General features: G+C 61.0%; 23 protein-coding genes. 7 read left to right on the forward strand and 16 right to left on the reverse strand.

Annotation, left to right across the window (positions count from 1 at the left end):
- Nucleotides 1-336 precede the first annotated feature (336 nt).
- The 5 genes from AFK67_RS10000 to sad all read right to left on the reverse strand — a co-directional run bounded on the left by AFK67_RS10000 (nt 337) and on the right by sad (nt 6,332).
- Nucleotides 337-1,782, reverse strand: coding sequence for a GGDEF domain-containing protein (locus tag AFK67_RS10000; RefSeq protein WP_007727900.1), 1,446 nt, complete (start codon nt 1,780-1,782; stop codon nt 337-339).
- Nucleotides 1,783-1,899: 117 nt separating this feature from the next.
- Entirely contained in the window at nt 1,900-2,247 is a 348-nt protein-coding gene (locus AFK67_RS10005; RefSeq protein WP_007727901.1) for a DUF4186 domain-containing protein, read from the reverse strand.
- Between the two features lie 9 nt (nt 2,248-2,256).
- Nucleotides 2,257-3,183: a glutaminase B gene (gene glsB / locus AFK67_RS10010; RefSeq protein WP_007727904.1), complete on the reverse strand. Its 927-nt coding sequence runs from the start codon at nt 3,181-3,183 to the stop codon at nt 2,257-2,259.
- Between the two features lie 47 nt (nt 3,184-3,230).
- A complete protein-coding gene (locus tag AFK67_RS10015) occupies nt 3,231-4,820 on the reverse strand; it encodes a methyl-accepting chemotaxis protein (protein ID WP_007727906.1) in 1,590 nt (529 codons plus the stop codon).
- Between the two features lie 123 nt (nt 4,821-4,943).
- The gene (sad, locus tag AFK67_RS10020) at nt 4,944-6,332 is read right to left on the reverse strand and encodes a succinate-semialdehyde dehydrogenase (RefSeq protein ID WP_007727907.1); all 1,389 of its coding nucleotides are present in this window, start codon (nt 6,330-6,332) and stop codon (nt 4,944-4,946) included.
- Nucleotides 6,333-6,470: 138 nt separating this feature from the next.
- Here sad and ptrR point away from each other — a divergent pair, with 138 nt between their 5' ends.
- Entirely contained in the window at nt 6,471-7,346 is an 876-nt protein-coding gene (gene ptrR, locus AFK67_RS10025) for a putrescine utilization regulator PtrR (protein ID WP_007727910.1), read from the forward strand.
- On the opposite strand, the gene AFK67_RS10030 is transcribed toward ptrR, so the two are convergent.
- Entirely contained in the window at nt 7,303-7,779 is a 477-nt protein-coding gene (locus AFK67_RS10030; RefSeq protein ID WP_007727911.1) for a GNAT family N-acetyltransferase, read from the reverse strand. The two genes, ptrR and AFK67_RS10030, sit on opposite strands and share 44 nt — an antisense overlap.
- Nucleotides 7,780-7,949: 170 nt before the next feature.
- Between AFK67_RS10030 and AFK67_RS10035 the strand changes: the two genes are divergently transcribed.
- Nucleotides 7,950-8,894: an L-lactate dehydrogenase gene (locus AFK67_RS10035; RefSeq protein ID WP_007727914.1), complete on the forward strand. Its 945-nt coding sequence runs from the start codon at nt 7,950-7,952 to the stop codon at nt 8,892-8,894.
- A gap of 33 nt (nt 8,895-8,927) precedes the next feature.
- Here AFK67_RS10035 and AFK67_RS10040 read toward each other — a convergent pair whose 3' ends face one another.
- Nucleotides 8,928-9,725 (reverse strand): PhzF family phenazine biosynthesis protein, encoded by a 798-nt coding sequence (locus AFK67_RS10040; protein ID WP_007727916.1) that lies wholly within the window; start codon nt 9,723-9,725, stop codon nt 8,928-8,930.
- Between the two features lie 206 nt (nt 9,726-9,931).
- Between AFK67_RS10040 and AFK67_RS10045 the strand changes: the two genes are divergently transcribed.
- The 4 genes from AFK67_RS10045 (at nt 9,932) to marB (ending at nt 12,486) form a co-directional block, all read left to right on the forward strand.
- Complete coding sequence (locus tag AFK67_RS10045) at nt 9,932-11,131, forward strand: sugar transporter (RefSeq protein WP_007727921.1); 1,200 nt, start codon at nt 9,932-9,934, stop codon at nt 11,129-11,131.
- Nucleotides 11,132-11,377: 246 nt separating this feature from the next.
- Nucleotides 11,378-11,812 (forward strand): multiple antibiotic resistance transcriptional regulator MarR, encoded by a 435-nt coding sequence (gene marR, locus AFK67_RS10050; protein ID WP_032967493.1) that lies wholly within the window; start codon nt 11,378-11,380, stop codon nt 11,810-11,812.
- A gap of 18 nt (nt 11,813-11,830) precedes the next feature.
- Nucleotides 11,831-12,205 carry an MDR efflux pump AcrAB transcriptional activator MarA gene (marA, locus tag AFK67_RS10055; protein ID WP_004384918.1) on the forward strand — a complete coding sequence of 125 codons (375 nt, stop codon included), beginning with the start codon at nt 11,831-11,833 and terminating at the stop codon, nt 12,203-12,205.
- 68 nt (nt 12,206-12,273) lie between these two features.
- Nucleotides 12,274-12,486 (forward strand): multiple antibiotic resistance regulatory protein MarB, encoded by a 213-nt coding sequence (marB, locus tag AFK67_RS10060; RefSeq protein ID WP_007727935.1) that lies wholly within the window; start codon nt 12,274-12,276, stop codon nt 12,484-12,486.
- A gap of 27 nt (nt 12,487-12,513) precedes the next feature.
- Here marB and eamA read toward each other — a convergent pair whose 3' ends face one another.
- Nucleotides 12,514-13,410, reverse strand: a complete 897-nt coding sequence (eamA, locus tag AFK67_RS10065; protein ID WP_007727942.1) for an O-acetylserine/cysteine exporter — start codon at nt 13,408-13,410, stop codon at nt 12,514-12,516.
- Between the two features lie 208 nt (nt 13,411-13,618).
- On the opposite strand from eamA, the gene ydeE reads away from it, so the two are divergent.
- Nucleotides 13,619-14,812, forward strand: coding sequence for an efflux MFS transporter YdeE (ydeE, locus tag AFK67_RS10070; RefSeq protein WP_007727944.1), 1,194 nt, complete (start codon nt 13,619-13,621; stop codon nt 14,810-14,812).
- A gap of 48 nt (nt 14,813-14,860) precedes the next feature.
- On the opposite strand, the gene AFK67_RS10075 is transcribed toward ydeE, so the two are convergent.
- The 8 genes from AFK67_RS10075 to AFK67_RS10110 form a co-directional block, all read right to left on the reverse strand.
- Complete coding sequence (locus AFK67_RS10075; protein WP_231692146.1) at nt 14,861-15,271, reverse strand: hypothetical protein; 411 nt, start codon at nt 15,269-15,271, stop codon at nt 14,861-14,863.
- 74 nt (nt 15,272-15,345) lie between these two features.
- Nucleotides 15,346-15,657: a DUF1493 family protein gene (locus tag AFK67_RS10080; RefSeq protein ID WP_007727948.1), complete on the reverse strand. Its 312-nt coding sequence runs from the start codon at nt 15,655-15,657 to the stop codon at nt 15,346-15,348.
- Nucleotides 15,658-15,807: 150 nt separating this feature from the next.
- The gene (gene urtE, locus AFK67_RS10085; protein ID WP_007727954.1) at nt 15,808-16,506 is read right to left on the reverse strand and encodes an urea ABC transporter ATP-binding subunit UrtE; all 699 of its coding nucleotides are present in this window, start codon (nt 16,504-16,506) and stop codon (nt 15,808-15,810) included.
- 9 nt (nt 16,507-16,515) lie between these two features.
- Nucleotides 16,516-17,313: an urea ABC transporter ATP-binding protein UrtD gene (gene urtD, locus AFK67_RS10090; protein ID WP_007727955.1), complete on the reverse strand. Its 798-nt coding sequence runs from the start codon at nt 17,311-17,313 to the stop codon at nt 16,516-16,518.
- The gene (urtC, locus tag AFK67_RS10095) at nt 17,313-18,386 is read right to left on the reverse strand and encodes an urea ABC transporter permease subunit UrtC (protein ID WP_007727956.1); all 1,074 of its coding nucleotides are present in this window, start codon (nt 18,384-18,386) and stop codon (nt 17,313-17,315) included. The genes urtD and urtC overlap by 1 nt, the downstream gene beginning before the upstream one ends.
- On the reverse strand, nt 18,383-19,948 hold the full coding sequence (gene urtB, locus AFK67_RS10100; protein ID WP_038883635.1) for an urea ABC transporter permease subunit UrtB: 1,566 nt from the start codon (nt 19,946-19,948) through the stop codon (nt 18,383-18,385). Before urtB ends, urtC begins: the two co-directional genes overlap by 4 nt.
- Nucleotides 19,949-20,065: 117 nt before the next feature.
- Nucleotides 20,066-21,337 carry an urea ABC transporter substrate-binding protein gene (gene urtA / locus AFK67_RS10105; RefSeq protein ID WP_007727958.1) on the reverse strand — a complete coding sequence of 424 codons (1,272 nt, stop codon included), beginning with the start codon at nt 21,335-21,337 and terminating at the stop codon, nt 20,066-20,068.
- Nucleotides 21,338-21,373: 36 nt separating this feature from the next.
- Nucleotides 21,374-22,075, reverse strand: coding sequence for a GntR family transcriptional regulator (locus AFK67_RS10110; RefSeq protein WP_007727959.1), 702 nt, complete (start codon nt 22,073-22,075; stop codon nt 21,374-21,376).
- Nucleotides 22,076-22,166 lie beyond the last annotated feature (91 nt).

The raw sequence follows: 22,166 nt of genomic DNA on the forward strand, positions 1-22,166 counted from the left end.
AAAGAGACCGCCGCCAGCAGAACCGGCTTCCATTGCGGGCGTAGCTGCTCAGGCAGCAGGGTGAACAGCGGAATAAAGCAGAGCGTGGCGCCGGCCGGCGCCTGAAAACCTGCGCCTGACGAACCTGAGCGCGGAGGAAGGCCGATGACGGTTTAGCTGCTCAGATGCGCTCTTCATACCAGTATCCGGTGACGAAACCCAGTCATCTTAGTAACCCAGGATCGTCCCTGGCAAGTACTTTAAAGCGCAACGAGAAACAATTGGTCACATTCTGAAAAGAAACGGCAGTTCAATATGTTATTGCTGTGACGTTGTCACGATAAGGTTGCGGCGACGTTATGACAAATGCTGCGCCAGATGCAGCGTCGACTGATGTTCTTCATGTACCGACGTGCGGTTGCGTCCCTGCCGTTTGGACTGGTACAGCAGGCCGTCCGCCTCGCGCATCAGGCGGTTGAAGGCGTCGCTGACGCTGTCGCGCGGCGCGGCGTCATAGCCAAGCCCGATACTGACGCTGATGTGCATGGTGCGATTGTCGCAAACCACAGGCTCACCCGCGACCTGCTGGCGGATAGCTTCGGCCAGCAGACAGGCGCGATCAAGCGTCACGCCAGGGCATACCACCACAAACTCCTCCCCGCCCATACGCGCCACGCGGCCTTCGTCACCCGCTATTTTACGCAGCTTCTGGCCGAACGCCGCCAGCACCGCGTCGCCGCATTCGTGTCCGTGGTTATCGTTAATGCTTTTGAAGTGATCGAGATCCATCAGCATCACGCACAGCGGGCGTCCGGCAAGCGCCGGGTTGTTATCGTCGCGCGCGAGCGTCTCGAAAAGCCCGGAGCGCGAATAAACGCCGGTCAGATGGTCGTAATTGGCGCGCCGGGAGATCTGCGCCAGCAGTTCGTTAATGGCGCTGACGCTGACCGCCACAATCGCCGGGCAAATCGCGATAGTCGCCACGCCAAGCCGCACCGAGAACATCTGGCTGCCGACCGAGAGCTTCGCGGAGCTGATTTCAATAATACCGTTACTGACGAGGATAATCTGCAACACGCCGGTACAGAGCGTTAAGAAACAGGTCACGTTCAGCGGGTAGCGCACCGCGCACCAGATAAGCGCGGCCACCGGAAACGCCAGACAGCCCGCCCCGCCAATCACGACCGAAGCCGCAAGCGACGCCACCAGCGCCAGCAGCGGCCAGAGTTGCTCAGGCGAGACCCGCGCAGGCCAGGACGGACGCGCAAGCGTCAGGATCCACGGCATCAGCAGCACGCCGGTGGAGAACTGCTCGCTGAACCAGTCGCACAGCAGCGGCAAAAAGCCCTGCGCGTTGACGCCAAGACTGCCCGTCGCGCCGAAAAACCCGCACAGCAGCGCGGCGACCAGGCAGTAGTTAAAGAGCCGCAGCGCGTTTATCGGGCGCGAAAGCGCCGGGCCGCGGCGTTTATCGCGCACCAGCAGCAGCGCCACCGTGACGATAAACACCATATTGGAAAAGTTAATCAGCAGCGACGCGGAACCCCAGCTGGTGGTCATCGCGTCATAGGCGAGCATCGCCACATAACAGATGGCGTAATAGCCCGGCCGGTTAAGGAACGGATAGCGCGCGAAAACCGCCGCCATCACCGCATTGAGCGGCCAGAACAGCGACAGCGGCTCGACCAGACGCATCATGGCGCCCAGAAAGTAAAACAGCGTGGTCAGGAGAAAGAGGAGGGATGCGTTTAGCAACATCCTGTTTTCACGAAAACCAGTCAGCGTCGCCTGGTTAAAAAACATAATCTATCGCTTACGGCTGGGCGGCGGCTGAGAAACAGCCCCGGGATAACGGAATGGCAGTAATATTAACACGTTTTTATAACAAATTTATTTGAGTTTCGGAAAACCGCGCCGCCGCTAAGGGTTCATCTCCTGCACCAGCCAGCGGTGGATAACCGACACAATGTACGCCTGCTGCGCGACGCTCAGCGCTACCCCCGCCGGAATGTCGTGCCACTTCGCAAGGCACCCGCGACAGCAGGTGGCCGTGGCGTGCTGGGCGATAAACACCGGATGACCGCGCATCGGCGTCTGTTTGCCGTCATTCGCAGGCGCGGCGGGCGCCAGCCGTTTGGCGATAAAGTCCGCCGCGTGCTGGTCAATGACCGCCGGGCCTTTATCCCAGCAATATTGCCGCTCTTTCGCGCCGAGATGAAAACGGCGGCGAAAGGCGGAGCGGTTCAGGCGCGCGAACAGCGCATCCATGGTGCCTCCTCAGAAAATTGACCGGCCAATCTCGCGGGCGAGAATTTCCAGCGCCGCGATGCCCGCCAGCGAGTTCCCGGCGCTATCGAGCGCCGGGCTCCAGACCGCGATGGACATCTCATGCGGCACCACGGCGATGATCCCGCCGCCGACGCCCGATTTCCCCGGCATCCCGACGCGCCAGGCGAATTCGCCTGAGCTTTCATACATGCCGCTGGTCGCCATCAGCGCGTTAACCTGGCGTGCCTGGACCGGGCTAATGACCGGCGTGTCGGGGTGCGCCGCCCTTCCCTGATTGGCAAGAAACAGAAACGTGCGGGCAAGCTCCGCGCAGCTCATTTTCAGCGCGCAGTAGTGGAAATAGTTTTGCAGCACGGTAATGACGTCGTTATGGAAATTACCGAAGGATTTCATCAGATACGCGATGGCGGCGTTGCGGGCCGAATGTTCGAACTCCGAGCGCGCCACGCGGGTGTCATAGGCGATATCCTGCGCGCCGCAGAGGCTTCGCACCACTTCCAGCATCCGCTGTTTCGGCGCGCTCAGCCGGGTTTGCAGCATATCGCAAACCACCAGCGCGCCGGCGTTGATAAACGGGTTGCGCGGTTTGCCCTGCTCCAGCTCCAGCTGCACCAGCGAGTTAAAGGGCTGACCGGACGGGTCTTTGCCCACCCGCTGCCAGATCTCGCTGTCGTCATAGCGGCCCATCGCAAGGACGAGGCTCAGCACTTTAGAGATAGACTGAATGGAAAAGCGCTCGTCGGCATCGCCTGCGCTGAAGAACTCGCCGTTGACGGTACAGACGGCGATGCCAAGCCGGTCGGCGGGCACATCCGCCAGCGCCGGAATATAATCGGCCACCTTGCCCTGAGAGGCGAGCGGGCGCACCTGTTCGAGAATTGAAGCCAGTAAATCGTTGTTAAGCTTGTGGGTCACCAGAGACTCCCGGCGCGAATAACGTTCGGGCCGGGAGTATATCAACCTCAGGCGGGAAGACGAAAGCGCGAGACGGCATCCGTGAGACGACGCGATTCATCGCGCAGGCGTAGCGATGCTTGCGTGGTGTGCTGCACCAGCGATCCGGTTTCGTCCGCCACCTGGTTGAGCGCGCCGATCCGCTGCGTCACCTGATGAATGCTTTCACCCTGATTCACCGTGGCTACGGCGATTTCACCCAGCAGCCCCGTCAGATGACTGACCAGCGCCATCACCCGTTGCAGATTCTCTTCAAGTTTCGACACCGCCTCCGAGCCTTTTTCAATCCCCTGCAGGGAGTGGTGAATGAGCGCCTGGATAGTCTGCGTCGAATGGCTGCTCTTGCGCGCGAGCAGCCCGACCTCTTTCGCCACCACGGCGAAACCGCGTCCGTGGTTGCCCGCGTGCGCCGCTTCTATCGCCGCATTAAGCGCCAGAATGTTGGTCTGGAAGGCGACGCTGTCGATCATCGCGACGATCCCTCGCATCTCGGAGGAGCGCGAGACGATATCCTGCATCGAGTGGTTCACGGTCTGCATCATCGCGTCGCCGCCCTCGGCGACGCCGCGCGCTTCGTCGGCGCGGGCATTCGCCACACGGGCATATTCGCTGTTCTCTTCCACATGCGCTTCGAGCGTTTCGATATGCGACGTCACTTTACGCAGTTCTTCCGCCTGCAGCGTTGAGTGGCTAAAGAGCTGTTCATTGCCCGCCGCCAGCTCGCTGATATTCGCCACCATCGCGGAGGTCGCCTCGCGCACGTCGCTCACCAGCTGTTGCAGGCCGCCCTGCATCTGGCCAATGCTCTCGCTGAGTTCAGCCACCTCCCGGTTCACTAACTTATCCGCAGGCAGCGGCGTGCACAGATCCCCTGCCGCCAGCCGGTTGATATGGTCGATAAGCCGACGCAGCGGGCGGATAACCCAGACGGCCACGCTGCGCCACACCAGCACGGCAATCACCAGCAGCACGCCCAGCGCCACGATAAACATCCGCTGCGCCTGCTCAAGCCCACCCAGCAGGTCACGGCTGTCCCGGTCCGCGCGCTGCGCGTTATCGCGCTGATAGCGGGCGAAGTTGTCGTTAAAATCGGCCTGGAACGCCTGCACCGGCACCGCGAAAAACGCATCGATGCTGTTAGTGGTGACCAGCCCGTCCGCCTGCTCTTTCAGCGCGCTGTAGAAGTTCTGATAGCTCGCCTTCAGCGGGTCGTCCTTCACCGGGTTGAGCTTGTCGTAACGCGCAAACGCGCTGTGGGAGCGTTTCAGCGCCGACTGCGCCTCATCCATCAGGCTGTTCCAGCTGCCTACCGAGCCGGTTTCTTTATCCTGCATAAACCAGATGCCCGCTCGGTTCAGCAGGTCGCTTGCCATCAGCAGCGTGACGCGGGCGTCGTCCATCGCCGCCTGCTGCTGGCGCTGCGCCTCGCGGTGCTGTACCTGCTGTTGCGTCTCGCCAAGCAGCGAGGAGAGCATCAGCGTGGAGAGAATTTGCAGTGCGGAGAAAAGCGTAATAACACACAGAATACCGGCCATCAGCCCGAAACGGCGGCGTGGCGTCAGGCGCCGGAGCGCGCAGGAAATTTTAGTTAGGTTCATGTTTTTCTTCGTTAAACAGCGAAAACCTCGGCGAGTCTACAAAGCAAAAATGACAGAACCATGTCAGTAAAATGACAAAGGGCCGCGACAGCGGCCCTTTTGATGCTGGCGTGACGCCACGATTCAGCGGCGGTTTTTCCAGACGGTCTGGATATTACAGAACTCATACAGGCCGAAGTGCGACAGCTCGCGACCAAAGCCGCTCTTCTTCACGCCGCCGAACGCCACGCGGGCGTCGCTCGCGCAGTAGCCGTTAATAAAGACGCCGCCGCACTCCAGGCGCGCCGCGAAATCGTTCGCGCGCGCGTCATCGGCGGTCCAGACCGTGGCGCACAGGCCGAACTCGCTATCGTTGGCAAGCTCAAGGGCGTGTTCGGCGTCGCGCGCCACGCTGATGGCCGCCACCGGGCCGAACAGCTCCTGGCGAAACGCCGTCATGTCGCGCGTCACGTTGCCGAGCACCGTCGGCGCATAGTAGTTAGCAGCACCGGCAATCTTCTCGCCGCCGAGCAGCAGGGTCGCGCCCTCACTTAAGGTTGCCGTCACCTGCGCGTGGAGTTCGTCACGCAAATCGTAACGCGCCATCGGGCCGAGGAAGGTCCCTTCATCGGTCGGCGCGCCCATTTTCAGCGCCTGCGCGGCCGCCACGAATTTTTCGGTGAAAGCATCGGCGATGCCCGCTTCCACGATAAAACGCTTCGAGGCGGCGCAGACCTGCCCGGTGTTCTGGTAGCGCCCTGCCACGGCCGCCTTCACGGCCTCGTCGAGGTCGGCATCCGCCAGCACGATAAAGGGATCGGAGCCGCCCAGCTCCAGCACGCATTTTTTCAGCGCCGCCCCCGCCTGCGCGCCGATAGCGGCACCCGCGCGCACGCTGCCGGTAACGGTAACCGCAGAGATACGCGAGTCGTTAATCGCCTGGCTGACGCCGTCGTTGGTGGCGTTAATCACCTCAAACACGCCGGCCGGCACGCCCGCGTCTTCGAAAATCTCGTTAATCAGCAGCGCACAGCCCATCACGTTCGGGGCGTGTTTAAGCAGGTACGTGTTGCCCGCAAGCAGAATGGGCACCGCGCCGCGCATTACCTGCCACAGCGGGAAGTTCCACGGCATCACGGCGAGAATGGGCCCGAGCGGGCGATATTCAATCACCGCCTGCTGGTTTTCCACCTGCGTCGGCGCGGTTGCGAGCATCGAAGGCCCGTGCTGGGCATACCAGTCGCAGAGCGCGGCGGATTTCGCGACTTCGCCACGCGCCTGAGCGATAGGTTTGCCCATTTCGGCGGTGATCATCTGCGCCAGCGCTTCGGCGCGGGCGCGCAGCGCGTTACCGATATTGATGAGCGTCTGAGCGCGTTCATCAACGCGGGTGGCGCGCCAGCGACGAAAGCCTGCGCTGACGGAGGTTATTGCTTCTTCAACCTGTGCGGCGCTTGCCAGCGGGTACGCCGCCAGGGTTTCGCCGGTGGCCGGGTTAACGGAAATCGCGTGGGTCGCAGGGGAAATGCTCATCAATGGCCTCTCTTCTCAGGGGTTATGCGCGACGATTTTTTGCGCGGCATCGTCAAAGTCATTGCCATAGCCTGGCCTGCTCTGCTATTTCTGAAAAGTGAATAATATTGACGATTCCATTCACCCGGAGAGAATGCAATGGATTTAACCCAGCTTGAGATGTTCAACGCCGTGGCCGAAACCGGCAGCATCACCGCCGCCGCCCAGCGTGTACACCGGGTGCCGTCGAACCTGACCACCCGTATCCGCCAGCTCGAAGAGGATTTGGGCGTCGATCTGTTTATCCGCGAGAACCAGCGCCTGAAGCTCGCCCCGGCGGGCCACAGTTTTCTCGCCTACAGCAAACGCATCCTGGCGCTGGTGCAGGAGGCGCGCGAAGTGGTCTGCGGCGAAGAGCCGCAGGGCATTTTCTCGCTAGGGTCGCTGGAGAGCACTGCCGCGGTGCGCATCCCTGCCGTGCTCGCCGCCTTTAACCAGCGCTACCCGAAAATCCAGTTCGATCTGGCGACCGGCCCATCCGGCACCATGCTCGACGGCGTGCTGGCGGGCGAGCTGAGCGCCGCGTTTGTCGACGGGCCGGTGTTGCACCCGAACCTGGAAGGCATGCCGGTGTTCCGTGAAGAGATGATGCTGGTGGCGCATGCCGGTCATCCGCCGGTGACACGCGCCCAGGCGATTAACGGCGCGAGTATTTACGCCTTTCGCGCCAACTGCTCTTACCGGCGGCATTTTGAAAGCTGGTTTAAAGAGGACCAGGCGATGCCCGGTAAAATTCACGAAATGGAGTCGTACCACGGGATGCTGGCGTGCGTGGTGGCCGGCGCGGGGGTGGCGATGATCCCGCGCAGCATGCTGGAGAGCATGCCGGGGAGTCATCAGGTGCAGGCGTGGCCGCTCGCCGATAAATGGCAGTTTATCGATACCTGGCTTATCTGGCGGCGCGGCGCGAAAACCCGCCAGCTGGCGGCCTTTACTGAACTGCTGCCGCCGTCGCCGACACCCGCTTTTGCATAAACAGGCTGAGCGGATCGGGCTGATAGGTCGCGAACGGCCCGGTGTGATGATAGCCGCAGCGCTCGTAGAGTTTTACCGCCGCATGCTGGTGAATGCCGGTTTCCAGCTGCAGCGTATGGCAGCCGCGCGCCCGCGCGGCCTGCTCCAGCGCCGCCATCAGTTTCTCGCCGAGCTTCTGCCCGCGGTGGCGCTCATCAATATAGACCCGTTTTATTTCACCGCAGCCCTCGCCCGTCAGCAGTACCGCGCCGCAGCCTGCCGCCCCGTCTTCATGGCGGATCACCATAAAAATCAGCGCGTCGTCATCAATGTCCGCCAGATCAACCAGATGGTTGCTCTCGGCCGGGTACAGCGTGTTCTGATACGCATCAAGGGCGGCAATCAGCGCCCGGCTTTCGGCGGTGGCGGGTGACGCGAGGGTTATCTGGTACATCGGTGCGCTCCTGTATTGTTTTTATTAGCTTTACGGGCTCCAGCCAGTTCGCGCAAGCCGCCGGTCAGAGGATTGTCTTATAACACTCCCAGAAATAAGCAAAGGGGATTTCCGGGCATGGCCCTGTGCAGGTACTCTGTCGGGAAAAAGGGTTAACAAGGAATGACGCCATGAACAACCAGGCACGAAAAGTGATGATTATCGGCGCAGGCAATGTCGGCACCGCCGCCGCGTGGGCCCTGCTCAACCAGAATATCGGCGAGGAGCTGATTCTGGTGGATCTGGACGCCGCACGCGTCGAGGGGCACTGTCAGGATCTGCGCGACGCCGCGGCGTATATGCCAGGGATGGTGAAAATCTCCACCCGCCAGGCGAGCGACTGCGCGGATGTGGATATCGCGGTGATCACCGTCTCCGGCGGCGCGCTGAAGCCCGGCCAGACCCGGCTTGACGAGCTCACCAACACCGCGCGCATCGTCGGGCAGATAGTCCCGCAGATGATGGCGGGCGGCTTCAACGGCATTTTTCTCGTGGCCACCAACCCCTGCGACATCATCACCTGGCAGGTCTGGAGGCTCTCCGGTCTGCCGCGCAATCAGGTGATCGGCACCAGCGTCTGGCTCGATACCACGCGCCTGCGCCGCACGCTCGCCGAGGCGCTCGATATCGGCCCGCAGAGCATCGACGCCTTTATCCTGGGCGAGCATGGCGATACCCAGTTCCCGGTCTGGTCGCACTCCTCAGTCTACGGCTCGCCGGTGGCGCAGGTCTATGAACGCAAAACCGGTCAGCCGCTCGACACCGCAGCCCTTGCCGACCGCGTGCGCAAACTGGGTTTTGAGATTTACGCCCGCAAAGGTTGTACCGAATATGGCATTGCCGGCACGATTGCCGAGATCTGCCGTAATATCTTTACCGGCAGCCATCGGGCGCTGGCGGTATCGTGCATTCTGGATGGCGAATATGGCGTGAGTAACGTGGCGGTGGGCGTGCCTGCGGTACTTGCCCAGAGCGGCGTGCAGCAGATTATCGAACTGCAGCTGGAAGGCGAAGAGCAGGCGAAGTTTCAGCACTCCGTGGCGGTAATCAAAGAGAATATCGCCCGCCTGCCCTGAAATATGACGGCGCCCGGCAGGGGCGCCAGACGCTTAGCGCAGCAATACCTGCCCGATAAGATACGTCACGGCCTGCCCGCTTATCAGCACCCGCTCTCCCTGCCATTCACAGCGCAAATCGCCGCCGCGCGCCGACACCTGACGCGCCAGCATCGTGGTTTTGCCAAGCTTTGCGCCCCAGTAAGGAATGAGCATACTGTGCGCGGAGCCGGTGACCGGATCTTCCGCCACGCCTTCGCCGGGGCAGAAAAAACGGCTCACGAAATCATACGGACCGCCAGGCGTGCCCGGCGCGGTGACGCACACCATTTTACCGAGCGGCAGCATGGCGTGAATGTCCGGCGTCAGCGCCTCGACCTGCGCCTGGCTTGCCAGCTCGACGAGATAGTCGCGTCCGGCGCGCACCGCGACCGGGTTGTCGATACCGAGCGAGGCCAGCAGCAGCGCGGGCGCCTCTGCCGGCTGCGTCTCCCACGCCGGGAAGTCGAGCGTCAGCCAGTCGCCACGGCGCGTCACGGTCAGCTCGCCAACAAAGCGCGTCGAGAAACGGATCTGGCTGTGCGGGTAGTCGAGATGCTCGAAAATAACGTGCGCGGCGGCGAGCGTCGCATGGCCGCAAAGGTTAATTTCATGCTGCGTCGTGAACCAGCGCAGTTCAAAGCCCGTATCGGTGCGCACAAAAAACGCGGTTTCTGACTGGTTATGCTGCTGCGCCATCGAAAGCAGCGTCTCGTCCGGCAGCCACGCGCTGAGCGGGCAGACCGCCGCCGCGTTACCGCCGAAGGTGTTTTGCGCAAACGCATCCACCATATAAAAATCAACTGATTGCATTGTGTCCCTGCCCTGTTCGTGGGGTGATGGTTCCTCACCGTATCACGCGCGCCGAAAACCGTGGCGCGATTTGCCTGCCTGCCGCTGCGTTTGTTGCAAAACCGGCGCAAAAGTGAGATTTGCGTCACAAAATGGTTGTAACCCGGCAGCCGATAGTTTTAAGATCGCTCGCTTCTTATTCACTTCTGACCAGCGCGAATCTTTTTATGACGATGAATACAGTCTCACGCAAAACCGCATGGCTGCGGGTTGTCACGCTCGCGGTCGCGGCATTTATCTTTAATACTACCGAATTTGTGCCGGTGGGCCTGCTCTCCGATATCGCCGCGAGTTTCCATATGGAATCCGCGCAGGCGGGCATTATGCTGACGATCTACGCCTGGGTTGTGGCGCTGATGTCGCTGCCGTTTATGCTGCTGACAAGCCAGGTCGAGCGCCGCAAGCTGCTGATTGCGCTGTTTGTGGTCTTCGTCGCAAGCCATATGCTGTCGTTCATGGCCTGGAGCTTCGAGGTACTGGTGATTAGCCGCATCGGCATCGCCTTCGCCCACGCGATTTTCTGGTCGATTACCGCGTCGCTGGCTATTCGTCTGGCGCCGCCGGGCAAACGCGCCCAGGCGCTGAGCCTCATCGCCACCGGCACCGCGCTGGCCTCCGTGCTGGGGCTCCCGCTGGGGCGCATCGTCGGGCAATATTTCGGCTGGCGCACCACGTTTTTCGCCATCGGCATCGTGGCGCTCATCACCCTCGCCTGCCTGGTGAAACTGCTGCCGAAAATCCCGAGCGAACACTCAGGCTCGCTCGCCAGCCTGCCGGCGCTGTTCCGCCGCCCGGCGCTGCTGTGCATCTATATTCTCACCGCCGTGGTGGTGACCGCGCACTTTACGGCCTACAGCTATATTGAGCCGTTCGTGCAGAACGTCGCGGGACTTAGCGAAAACTTCGCCACTTTCCTGCTGCTGGTGCTCGGTACCGCCGGGATCATCGGCAGCGTCATTTTCGGCAAGCTCGGCAACCTGCATGCGTCGGGGCTTATCAGCAGCGCGATTGGCGTACTGGTTATCTGCCTGCTACTGCTGCTGCCCGCCTCGCACAGCGCGGTGAACCTGACCCTGCTCAGCGCCTTCTGGGGAATTGCGATTATGCTTATCGGCCTTGGGATGCAGGTCAAAGTGCTGGCGCTGGCCCCGGATGCGACCGATGTCGCGATGTCGCTCTTCTCCGGCATCTTTAATATCGGGATCGGCGCGGGGGCGCTGGTGGGCAATCAGGTGAGTTTACAGTTCTCTATGTCCTCCATCGGCTATATGGGCGCCATTCCGGCGCTGGCCGCGTTTGTCTGGGCGATTGTGATATTCCGGCGCTGGCCGGTACAGCTCCCTGATGAGCAACCGCACCACAGCTAACCGTCACGCCGCCGCTTCAGGCGGCGTTTTTTTGCGCTTACCGCCCGTTTTCCCCGCCACGCGTTGCGTTGTCGCGCCATTAAAAGGCTGTGACTATCGCACTGATAGCCGCCAATTTACCTTTGATTCTGAAAGGGTTTTCCGCTGTTTTAGCAGATCGTGTGATCGTAAAAATCATTCGGTTGACTTATGTTTGCCTGGGCAATAATATCTCGCGTGACTAATCTACTTGCCTGGGCAAATATGGTGGAAAACAACAGCGATCTGTTTAACGACATTATTCCTTTAGGACGTCTGATTCATTTAGTGAATCAGAAAAAAGATCGCCTGCTTAACGAGTATCTCGCACCGCTGGATATCACCGCGGCGCAATTTAAGGTGCTCTGTTCCATTCGCTGTCCTGGCCGTATCACGCCGGGGGAGCTGAAAAAAGTGCTCTCAGTAGACTTAGGCGCCCTGACGCGCATGCTTGACCGTCTGGTCTGCAAGGGCTGGGTGGCACGCCTGCCTAACCCGCACGATAAACGGGGCGTACTGGTAGAGCTCACGGAAGAAGGCGCGGCGCTGTGTGAACAGTGCCACCAGCTGGTAGGACAAAACCTGCATCAAGAACTAACAAAAAACCTGACGGCAGACGAAGTGGCGACCCTCGAATACCTGCTTAAAAGGGTGCTGCCGTAACAGCAAAGAGGTAACACGATGTCCAGACGCAATAATGATGCCATTACAATTCATAGCATTTTGGACTGGATCGAAGATAACCTGGAATCCCCCCTTTCCCTTGAGAAAGTGTCGGCGCGTTCGGGTTACTCGAAATGGCACCTGCAACGGATGTTTAAAAAAGAGACCGGCCATTCGCTGGGCCAGTACATCCGTAACCGGAAACTGACCGAAATCGCGCTCAAGCTCAAAGAGAGTGACGAACCGATTCTGTATCTGGCCGAGCGCTATGGGTTTGAATCCCAGCAGACGCTGACCCGCACGTTCAAGAACTATTTCTCCGTGCCGCCGCATAAGTATCGCGTCACGCGGATGCCGGGCGAAGGTAAATACCTCCACCCGCTGAATCACTGAGCTGTAAAGAACGCCGACGGTGGCATAGCGCCGTCACACTTCTCCTTCGGGAGATAACCGAGGATCCGATGAAATCCGTAACTTACGCCGCCGCGCTGTTTCTGGCGCTCGCCTCTGGCTCTGTGCTGGCAGGCAGCCCGACAACGGACGTGTGCGCCGGTGACCACAGCACGATGACGGTGCCGATTGAGCATCACGACGCGCTGGATATCAGTCATCGCAGTGCGGGCAGCGATAAATCCGACGAGCTGGGCGTGCCGTATTACAACCTCTCGCGCTAAACGAAACCGGGCTAAGGCCCGGTTTTTTTATGCGCTGCGCACCGCCCGCCGTACCCGCCATCCAAACACATTAATGTACAGCCCCGCCATTACCAGCAGCGCGCCGACAATCTGCAACGCCGTCAAGCGCTCATCAAGCAGCAGCGCGGCGCTCGCAAGCCCCACCACCGGCACCAGCAGCGAGAGCGGCGCCACGCGCCAGGTTTCGTAACGCCCGAGCAGCGTGCCCCAGATGCCATAACCGAGAATAGTCGCGATAAACGCCAGATAGACCAGCGACAGCACCGTCACGCCGTCGATATGCATAAGGCTTTGCGCCACCACCTGCGGGCCGTCGAACAGCAGACTTGCCGCGAAGAACGGCAGCACCGGGATAAGCGCACTCCACACCACCAGCGACATCACCGCAGGCGGCGTCGGCAGCTGCATGATTTTTTTATTGAAGATATTGCCGCAGGCCCAGCTCAGCGCCCCGGCGAGCGTCAGCATGAACCCCAGCAGCGCCACGTGCTGACCATTAAGGCTGCCTTCAATCAGCACCAGCATGCCGATAACCGCGAGCGCGATGCCAGTCAGCTGTTTCGCCTGGAGCCGCTCGCTAAACGCAAACACGCCGAGCACGATGGTAAAGAACGCCTGCGCCTGGAGCACCAGCGAGGCGAGACCCGCAGGCATACCAAACTTAATGGCGCTGAAGAGAAACGCGAACTGCCCGAAGCTGATGGTCAACCCGTAGCCCAGCAGCAGGCGGAAAGGCACTTTCGGACGCGCCACAAACAGCAGCGCGGGAAAGGCGACAAGCAAAAAGCGCAGCCCCGCCAGCAGCAGCGGCGGCATGGCATGCAGCCCCACTTTGATAACGACGAAATTCACCCCCCAGGCCAGCACTACCAGTAGCGCCAGCAGCCCGTCTTTACGCGTCATCCCCTGCCCCTGTCATTTATTAAAATTATGTTAATACTTCACCATACCGGAATCTTCCGATGAGAGACAGATCACTAAATTATGGGGGGAAGGTAAAGCACCTCTGAACACCCGACAGGGTGTACAGCGCCCGGTGAGCGTGTTATTGCTTTAAAAGAGCCCGGAATCAGGCGCTCGCTCCCGCTCACCCCATAAAAAAGATAAGAAAATGTTATCAAAGAAAACGCGTTCTACCGTCGCACTGCTGGGCTCGTCGTTGTTACTGACTATCGGTCGCGGCGCCACGCTGCCGTTTATGGCTATCTACCTTGCAAAGCGCTTCGCGATGTCGGTGGATGAAATCGGCGTGGCGCTGACCAGCGCCATGACCGCAGGCGTCTTTTTCAGCCTGGCGTTCAGCGTATTCGCCGACCGCTTCGACAAAAAGCGGTATATGCTCATCGCCATCAGCGTGTTTGTGGCAGGCTTTGTGGCGATCCCGCTGATGCATAACGCCCTGCTCGTTATCCTCTTCTTCGCAATTATCAACTGCGCCTATTCCGTATTTTCGACCGTGCTGAAAAGTTACTTCGCCGATACGCTCGGCGCGGCGGCCAAAGCGCGTATTTTCTCGCTTAACTATACCTTTTTAAACATCGGCTGGACGGTCGGTCCGCCCATCGGCACGCTGCTGATGGTCTATGGCCTCAATATGCCGTTCTGGCTTTCCGCCGTGACGTCCGGCATTACGTTTATGGTGATCGGTCTCTTTGTGCAGCGCGTGGCCCCCGTCCACGAGCATGCGGATTCGCCTGCTGGCCCGCCGCCGCTCTCGCTGCTGTGGCGCGACCCGCGCCTGCTGTGGTTTACCGCCTCGGCGTTTCTCGGCTCGTTCGTGGCAGGCTCTTTCGCGCTCTGCATCTCGCAATATGTGCTGACCTTTTCCGACAGCGCGCTGGCCCAGCAGATTGTCGCGGTCGTGTTGCCGGTCAACGCCACGCTGGTGGTGTCGCTACAGTATCTGGTGGGGAAAAACCTGCGTCCCGACAACTTAAGCCGCCTGATGCTGCTCGGCACCGTCTGCTTTATTCTCGGCCTCGGCGGCTTTCTGCTGTCCGGCACCAATCTCTGGATGTGGGGCGCGGCGGCGGCGGTCTTTACCATTGGCGAAATCATCTATGCGCCGGGCGAATATATGCTGATCGACAACATCGCGCCGCCGGGCCTCAAGGCGGGTTACTTCTCGGTACAGTCGCTCGGCTGGCTGGGCGCGTCCTTTAACCCGCTCTACAGCGGACTTGTGTTAACGACGCTGCCGTCCTGGTCGCTCTTCGCGTCGCTGATGGTTTTCGCCGCGCTGGCGTACCTGATGCTGGTCAAAGGCATGCGCGTGAAAGCCGTTGGGGTGATGCAGCCAGGCTAAGTGGGGTGCGGGCCGGGAGGATATCCCGCCCCGCGCTATGTTGACGGTTTATAAAGGAGAAAGGTTGAAGCGCTGCGCGATCCTGCGATAGACCGCGTACTTTATAAAAAACATCACCAGACAACCGGTAAGCCAGTAGAGGCTTAGCAGAACGCAGAGCGTGAAATGTGTTGAGGCTCCGAAACCAAACAGAACGCCCGGTATTAAAAGCACCAGCAAATAATGTGCTTTTATTAATCGAAGCGGTAAAAGCGCCATCAAAATAAAGGTCGGCAACATGCCGTACCACAGCGCCCGATTCAGCGCGATAATCACGCCAACGCCATAACGGCCAAAAGCCTCACGATAAAAATAAGGATACCCCGCGTCGTGCAGTATAAGCACACATAACATCGGGGCGAATACCATTGCAGGTCGACAAACTACCTCACAGAAAAATCGCCTGAAATCCTTATCCATGCCTGTCATCCCTTTTTCCCGAAGCGTAACAGCGAGTCCTGTGTAATAGCTGTCAGCGAGTAATATTAAACCGTTTAATATAACCACCGCCCCGCTCTGGCGCTTTCCACCAGCATCCCGACGGTTAAGCGCTTGTGCGGATCGGGCTCTTTACTACCAGGGTATTCCGGATTGAAATAATCGAGAATTTCAAAACCGCCGGGATCGACATTCCAGCGGCTGAAAAACGTTTCCAGCAGTTCTTCATTATCTTCGAAAACGAGGTTGAGATCGTCTCTGATGCGGGTGTCACATGTAATAACGCGTCGAGGGCCAAAGAGAAAATATTTTTTAGGGTTATAGTCCCGATCGATAAAATCGATAATTTCTTGCTCAATATCTCTCATCAGAAAAGGGGTCCAAGGTATGTGTTCCTAATACTACCCATTCGCTAACGCCCTCGGTGAAAAACAGCGCATGACGCGTCACATTACCCTGTCCGCCTGGTTCGCACAATTACCAGCCAGGCCAGCATCCTGCCAGCCCTGAGCCCCGCGCTAAATCGCCACCAGTCCTCTTACGCCCTCGGCCTCCATGTCCGCGCCGCGTCCGCGCTGGATTATCGTCCCGCGCGACATCACCAGATAGTTATCCGCAAGCTCGGCGGCGAAATCGTAAAACTGCTCCACCAGCAGGATAGCCATATCGCCGCGCGCCGCCAGCTCGCGGATCACCGCGCCAATTTCTTTGATGACGGAAGGCTGTATGCCCTCGGTCGGCTCGTCGAGGATTAGCAACTGCGGGCGGCTCGCCAGCGCGCGCCCGATAGCGAGCTGTTGCTGCTGGCCGCCGGAGAGATCGCCGCCGCGGCGCTGGCGCATGGCTTTCAGCACCGGGAACAGCGTGTAGATCTCCTCCGGCACCCCCTTCGCCTGCGCGCCGTGAAAGCGCGACAGCCCCATCAGCAGATTTTCCTCGACGGTCAGGCGCGGGAAAATCTCGCGCCCCTGCGGCACGTAGGCGATCCCCGCCCCGACACGCTGGTGCGGCTTATAGCGGGTGATCGCTTTTCCCTGCCAGATCACCTCGCCTGCGCGCGCCGGAATTAGCCCCATCAGGCATTTCAGCAGCGTGCTTTTACCCACGCCGTTGCGCCCGAGCAGGCAGGTCACCTCGCCTGCCCGCGCCGTAAGCGACACGCCGCGCAGAATATGGCTGCCGCCGTAATATTGATTCAGTTCGCTGACTTCTAACATGCCGGCTCCTTAACGCCCAAGATAGACTTCAATCACCTGCTCATTCGCCTGCACCTCGGCAAGCGATCCCTCCGCCAGCACCTGGCCCTGATGCAGCACCGTCACTTTGTCGGCGATGGTTTCCACAAAGCCCATATCGTGCTCCACCACCATCAGCGAATGCTTGCCGGCGAGCGCGCGAAACAGCTCGGCGGAGTATTCCGTTTCGGCGTCGGTCATGCCCGCCGCCGGCTCGTCGAGCAGCAGCAGATGCGGCTCCTGCATCAGCAGCATGCCGATTTCGAGAAACTGCTTCTGACCGTGGGAGAGCGCGCCCGCCGGGCGGCGACGCTCGCTGGAAAGCCGCAGCGTCGACAGCATCTCATCGATGCGATCCCGCTGTTCGCCACTTAGCCGCGCGCGCAGCGTGCCGCGCACCGTTTTATCGCCCTTCTGCGCGAGTTCGAGATTCTCAGCGACCGTCAGCGCCTCAAAGACCGTGGGTTTCTGAAATTTGCGCCCGATGCCGCGCCGCGCGATGTCCACCGGCGTGAGCCGCGTCAGGTCGGTTTCCTGATCGTAAATCGCCCGCCCGCTCTGGGGCCGGGTTTTCCCGGTTATCACATCCATCAGCGTGGTTTTCCCCGCGCCGTTGGGGCCGATAATGCAGCGCAGCTCGCCGACGCCGATGGAGAGCGTCAGGTCGGTCAGCGCCCTGAACCCGTCGAAGCTGACGTTGATATTTTCAAGCTGCAACACCGGATCGGTCTGCGCGCGAAAGCGGTCGGTCTCGTACTGCCGGGTGTAAAGGGTATCCGTGGCGTGCATTATTTCTCTCCTCTGCGCAGAAGCCCCGCCACGCCGCGCGGCAGAAACAGGGTAATGACGATAAAAATCAGCCCGAGAAAGAGCTGCCAGTACTCCGGCATCACTACGGTGAAGAGGCTTTTCGCGCCGTTCACCAGCAGCGCGCCGAACACCGGGCCGACCAGCGTGCCGCGCCCGCCGAGCGCCACCCAGATGGCCGCCTCAATGGAGTTGGTCGGCGACATCTCGCCTGGGTTGATTATCCCGACCTGCGGCACATAGAGCGCGCCCGCCAGCCCGCACATCACCGCCGACAGCGTCCAGACCAGCAGCTTGAAGCCGCGCGGATCGTAGCCGCAGAACATCAGGCGGCTCTCGGCGTCGCGCACCGCCGTCAGCACCCGGCCAAACTTGCTGCGCGCAAGCCAGAACCCGACGCCGAGACAGCCCAGCAGCAGCGCGAGTGTGGCGATAAACAGCGCGATGCGCGTGCCGGTGTGGGTCAGTGAAAACCCGAGCAGCGTGGTGAAGCCGGTAAAACCGTTGTTGCCGCCAAAGCCGGTTTCATTGCGAAAAAAGAGCAGCATGCCCGCGAACGTCAGCGCCTGGGTGATGATGGAGAAATAGACGCCTTTGATTTTCGAGCGGAAGGCGAAAAAGCCGAACACCAGCGCCAGCAGCCCCGGCACCAGCACCACTAGCAGCAGCGCCCAGAGAAAATGCGAGGTGCCCCACCAGTACCACGGCAGCTCGGTCCAGGAGAGGAACGACATAAACGCGGGCAGCCCGTCACCGGCAGCCTGGCGCATCAGATACATGCCCATCGCGTAGCCGCCGAGCGCAAAGAAAATCCCGTGGCCGAGCGACAACAGCCCGGCGTATCCCCAGACCAGATCGAGCGCCACGGCGACAATGGCGTAGCAGAGCATTTTGCCCAACAGCGTGAGCGTCCAGGTCGAGACCGCCAGCGGGTGGCTTGCGGGCAAAAGCGTCAGGAACGGCAGCGCAAACAGCGCCGCCAGCGCGAGGCCGCCCGCGATAAGGCTCAGGCGCGGCGCTTTCTGGACCAGCGTTAAGGTCACCGGCTGCGTCATTCCACAGCCCTCCCTTTGAGTGCGAACAGCCCCTGCGGGCGTTTCTGGATAAACAGGATAACCATCACCAGGATGGCGATTTTGCCGAGCACCGCGCCGACCTGCGGCTCAAGGATTTTATTGAAGATGCCAAGCCCGAACGCCGCCGCGACGCTGCCTGCCAGCTGGCCGACGCCGCCCAGCACCACCACTAAAAAGGAGTCGATGATGTAGCCCTGGCCGAGCTCCGGGCCGACATTACCGAGCTGCGACAGCGCGACGCCGCCAAGGCCCGCGATGCCGGAGCCGAGCCCGAAGGCGAGCATATCGACGCGCCCGGTCGGCACGCCGCAGCAGGCCGCCATCGCGCGGTTCTGGGTGACCGCCCGCACGTTCATGCCGAGGCGCGTTTTGTTGAGTACAAGCCAGGTGAAGAACAGCACCAGCAGCACAAAACCCATCACTACCAGGCGGTTCCACGGCAGGATCAGGTTCGGCAACACCTGGACGCCGCCGGAAAGCCACGCGGGGTTCGCCACCTCGACGTTCTGCGCGCCGAACGCCATCCGCACCAGCTGGATGAGCATCAGGCTGATACCCCAGGTGGCGAGCAGCGTCTCCAGCGGCCGCCCGTAGAGATGGCGAATAATAGTGCGCTCAAGCGCCATGCCTGCGCAGGCTGTCACCAGAAACGCCACCGGCAGCGCCAGCAGCGGATAGAACGCCAGCCACTGCGGGGCCACGGCGGCCAGCGCGTTCTGCACGCACCAGGTGGCGTAAGCGCCGAGCATCAGCATTTCGCCGTGGGCCATGTTGATAACGCCAAGCAGGCCGTAAGTGATGGCAAGCCCGAGTGCGGCCAGCAGCAGGATCGAGCCGAGCGACAGCCCCATAAATGCCTGGCCGAGCAGGTCGCCGACCAGCAGCCGATGCCCGATGGCGCGCACGCTTGCAGAGGCGGCCTCGCGCACGCGGGCGTCCGGCTCGGTGGCGGTTTGGGTGTAAGGCTGCAACCGCGCGCGGGTCTGCGGGTCGCCCGATTCGCCAAGCAGCGTGACGGCGTTTAAGCGCACTGCGGCGTCGGGGCTGGCGAGCTGGAGGCTCGCGAGCGCGGCGGCGAGCGCCTCGCGCACGTCGTTGTCTTTTTCCGCCGCCAGGCGCTGCGTCAGTAACGAGAGCATTTGCGGGTCGCCGTCGCGCTGTAGCGCGCGGGCGGCGTCAAGGCGTTCGGTGACGTTGTCACTCACCAGGCGATGCGTCGCCAGCGCCGCGGCGGCGAGATTGCGCAGGCGGTTGGTGAGACGCAGCGGTTTCAGCGCGCCCGCAGGCGCGGCGGCGCTACCGAGCGGCGTCAGGGCGTCGGCGCGCTGCGCGAACGGGTGTTTTTGGGCATCCACCACCAGGTTTTCCTGGTGAAGCGACACCAGGAGTGGGAGACGCGCGGCGTCCGGCGCTGTCGCCCAGCGTTGCAGCAGTGCGGCCTGATGGCTGCGGTTGGCGGCGGCGAAATCATCGGCGTCGGCGGCGCGGGCCAGCCACGGCAGCAGCAAGGCGCTTACCATCAGCCAGCGGAATATTGTCATGGTTATCTCCTTTGAAACCGTTGAGGCCTCTGGGGCACAGGTGTCGGCGGCCCTGGGTGGCACAGATGGCAGGTAAGCGAGGCGCACCCGCACCCCGGCGCGCCCCGCCAACGCCCCTTAATTGCTGGCGGTTTTCACCGGCGCATCAGGTTTTTTGTCGTTACCGGCGATATACGGGCTCCACGGCTGCGCACGGACAGGCGCTTCGGTCTGCCACACCACGTTGAACTGCCCGTTGCCTTCGATCTCGCCGATCATGACCGGTTTGTGCAGATGGTGATTGGTGTTATCCATCGTCAGCGTAAAGCCGGACGGCGCTTTAAAAGATTGCCCCGCCATCGCCGCACGTACCTTGTCGACATCCGTCGTGCCGGCTTTCTCAACCGCCTGCGCCCACATATGGATGCCCACATACGTCGCTTCCATCGGATCGTTGGTCACCACCGTGTCGGCGTTCGGCAGCTTGTGGGCTTTGGCATACGCGCGGTAATCGGCGACAAATTTCTGGTTCTCAGGGTTATCCACCGACTCGAAGTAGTTCCACGCCGCCAGGTTACCCACCAGCGGTTTGGCGTCGATACCGCGCAGCTCCTCTTCGCCCACCGAGAACGCCACCACCGGCACGTCGGTCGCCTTCAGGCCCTGGTTGGCGAGCTCTTTATAAAACGGCACGTTGGAATCGCCGTTGATGGTGGACACCACGGCCGTTTTACCGCCCGCCGAGAATTTTTTGATATTGGCGACGATGGTCTGGTAATCGCTGTAGCCGAACGGCGTGTAGACCTCTTCGATGTCTTTATCCTGAACGCCTTTTGAATGCAGGAAGGCGCGCAAAATCTTGTTGGTGGTGCGCGGGTAGACATAATCGGTGCCGAGCAGGAAGAAGCGCTTCGCGCTGCCGCCGTCCTCGCTCATCAAGTATTCCACCGCCGGGATCGCCTGCTGGTTCGGCGCCGCGCCGGTGTAGAAGACGTTCGGTGACATCTCTTCGCCCTCATACTGCACCGGATAGAACAGCAGGCCGTTGAGCTCCTCAAACACCGGCAGCACCGACTTGCGGGACACCGACGTCCAGCAGCCAAAGACCACCGACACCTTATCCTGGCTTAACAGCTGACGGGCTTTCTCGGCGAACAGCGGCCAGTTGGAGGCCGGGTCCACCACTACCGGTTCGAGTTTTTTACCGAGCACCCCGCCTTTGGCGTTGATCTCATCGATGGTCATCAGCGCCACGTCTTTGAGCGGCGTTTCGGAAATGGCCATCGTGCCGGAGAGCGAGTGCATGATGCCCACTTTGATGGTGTCGGCGGCCTGGGCGCTGAAGGCGAACCCCATGCTGATGACCGAGGCGGAAAGGGCGAAAGCTTTTAACAAGGTACGACGATGCATAGACTTCACTCCTGGTAGTAAGGGCTGTGTGTATGGTTAATCTCGCGTCTTCCGCCCCGCCTGATGCAGGGCGTGAAGCGTTATCTTGCGAACCTCTTTCTGGCTTTGAGCAATATGGTCGTGCAGTCGGGTCCGGGCCTCCTGTGCGTTGCGTTCAAGGACCGCGAGCAGGATCTGGCCGTGCTCGGCGTACGTGGCGCTGATGCGCGCCGCCTGGGTGAAATCCATCCGGCGCACAATGCGAATTTTTTCGGTGACCTCAAGGTGCACGCGCGCCATCTCCGGGTTGCCCACCGCCCCCACAAGCGTCATATGAAACGCCTCGTCATAGGGCGCGACGTCGCAGCCTTCGGCAAGCGGCGGCGCTTCTATCCAGAATTCGCGCAGCTGGACCAGCGGCAGCGGCGTGACTCGCGCCGGGAGCGCGCAGAGCCGCGTTACGGCCTCGGTTTCCAGCACGACGCGCAGGTCATAGAGCGCCTCGAGGTGATCGAAATCGATGGGCCGCACCTGCCAGCCGCTGCGCGGCTGCACGTCGAGATAGCCCTCCTGCGCGAGCCGCTGCAGCGCCTGACGCACCGGCGTACGGCTCGCCCCCATGCGCGCCGCGATGTCGTTTTCGCTAAAGCGATCGCCTGGCAGCAGGAGGAAATCGAAAATCTCCTGTTTAAGCAGCCGGTAGATGCGCTCCCCCTGCGCCTCCGGGTGCGCCGCGCGTTGTCTGGCCGTTAATGGCATATCTTCTCCTTTTGTGTGCCCTGCGCCCTGCGCCCTGCGGCTGGCGGGTGCGCTGACCGTCGGCGGCGCAATCTGACAAGCAAGCCAGGTC

Source organism: Cronobacter dublinensis subsp. dublinensis LMG 23823 (assembly GCF_001277235.1).
Classification (GTDB): Bacteria; Pseudomonadota; Gammaproteobacteria; order Enterobacterales; family Enterobacteriaceae; genus Cronobacter; species Cronobacter dublinensis.

Bases quoted from the DNA above. Each gene is read 5' to 3' on its own strand.
- AFK67_RS10000 (WP_007727900.1), bottom strand. From the start codon at position 1,782: ATGTTTTTTAACCAGGCGACGCTGACTGGTTTTCGTGAAAACAGGATG.
- sad (WP_007727907.1), bottom strand. From the start codon at position 6,332: ATGAGCATTTCCCCTGCGACCCACGCGATTTCCGTTAACCCGGCCACC.
- AFK67_RS10040 (WP_007727916.1), bottom strand. From the start codon at position 9,725: ATGCAATCAGTTGATTTTTATATGGTGGATGCGTTTGCGCAAAACACC.
- ydeE (WP_007727944.1), top strand. From the start codon at position 13,619: ATGTTATCAAAGAAAACGCGTTCTACCGTCGCACTGCTGGGCTCGTCG.
- urtB (WP_038883635.1), bottom strand. From the start codon at position 19,948: ATGACAATATTCCGCTGGCTGATGGTAAGCGCCTTGCTGCTGCCGTGG.
- AFK67_RS10045 (WP_007727921.1), top strand. From the start codon at position 9,932: ATGACGATGAATACAGTCTCACGCAAAACCGCATGGCTGCGGGTTGTC.
- AFK67_RS10075 (WP_231692146.1), bottom strand. From the start codon at position 15,271: ATGGATAAGGATTTCAGGCGATTTTTCTGTGAGGTAGTTTGTCGACCT.
- ptrR (WP_007727910.1), top strand. From the start codon at position 6,471: ATGGATTTAACCCAGCTTGAGATGTTCAACGCCGTGGCCGAAACCGGC.
- urtD (WP_007727955.1), bottom strand. From the start codon at position 17,313: ATGCACGCCACGGATACCCTTTACACCCGGCAGTACGAGACCGACCGC.
- AFK67_RS10030 (WP_007727911.1), bottom strand. From the start codon at position 7,779: ATGTACCAGATAACCCTCGCGTCACCCGCCACCGCCGAAAGCCGGGCG.
- marB (WP_007727935.1), top strand. From the start codon at position 12,274: ATGAAATCCGTAACTTACGCCGCCGCGCTGTTTCTGGCGCTCGCCTCT.
- urtE (WP_007727954.1), bottom strand. From the start codon at position 16,506: ATGTTAGAAGTCAGCGAACTGAATCAATATTACGGCGGCAGCCATATT.
- eamA (WP_007727942.1), bottom strand. From the start codon at position 13,410: ATGACGCGTAAAGACGGGCTGCTGGCGCTACTGGTAGTGCTGGCCTGG.
- AFK67_RS10110 (WP_007727959.1), bottom strand. From the start codon at position 22,075: ATGCCATTAACGGCCAGACAACGCGCGGCGCACCCGGAGGCGCAGGGG.
- AFK67_RS10015 (WP_007727906.1), bottom strand. From the start codon at position 4,820: ATGAACCTAACTAAAATTTCCTGCGCGCTCCGGCGCCTGACGCCACGC.
- AFK67_RS10005 (WP_007727901.1), bottom strand. From the start codon at position 2,247: ATGGATGCGCTGTTCGCGCGCCTGAACCGCTCCGCCTTTCGCCGCCGT.
- marA (WP_004384918.1), top strand. From the start codon at position 11,831: ATGTCCAGACGCAATAATGATGCCATTACAATTCATAGCATTTTGGAC.
- AFK67_RS10080 (WP_007727948.1), bottom strand. From the start codon at position 15,657: ATGAGAGATATTGAGCAAGAAATTATCGATTTTATCGATCGGGACTAT.
- urtA (WP_007727958.1), bottom strand. From the start codon at position 21,337: ATGCATCGTCGTACCTTGTTAAAAGCTTTCGCCCTTTCCGCCTCGGTC.
- AFK67_RS10035 (WP_007727914.1), top strand. From the start codon at position 7,950: ATGAACAACCAGGCACGAAAAGTGATGATTATCGGCGCAGGCAATGTC.
- urtC (WP_007727956.1), bottom strand. From the start codon at position 18,386: ATGACGCAGCCGGTGACCTTAACGCTGGTCCAGAAAGCGCCGCGCCTG.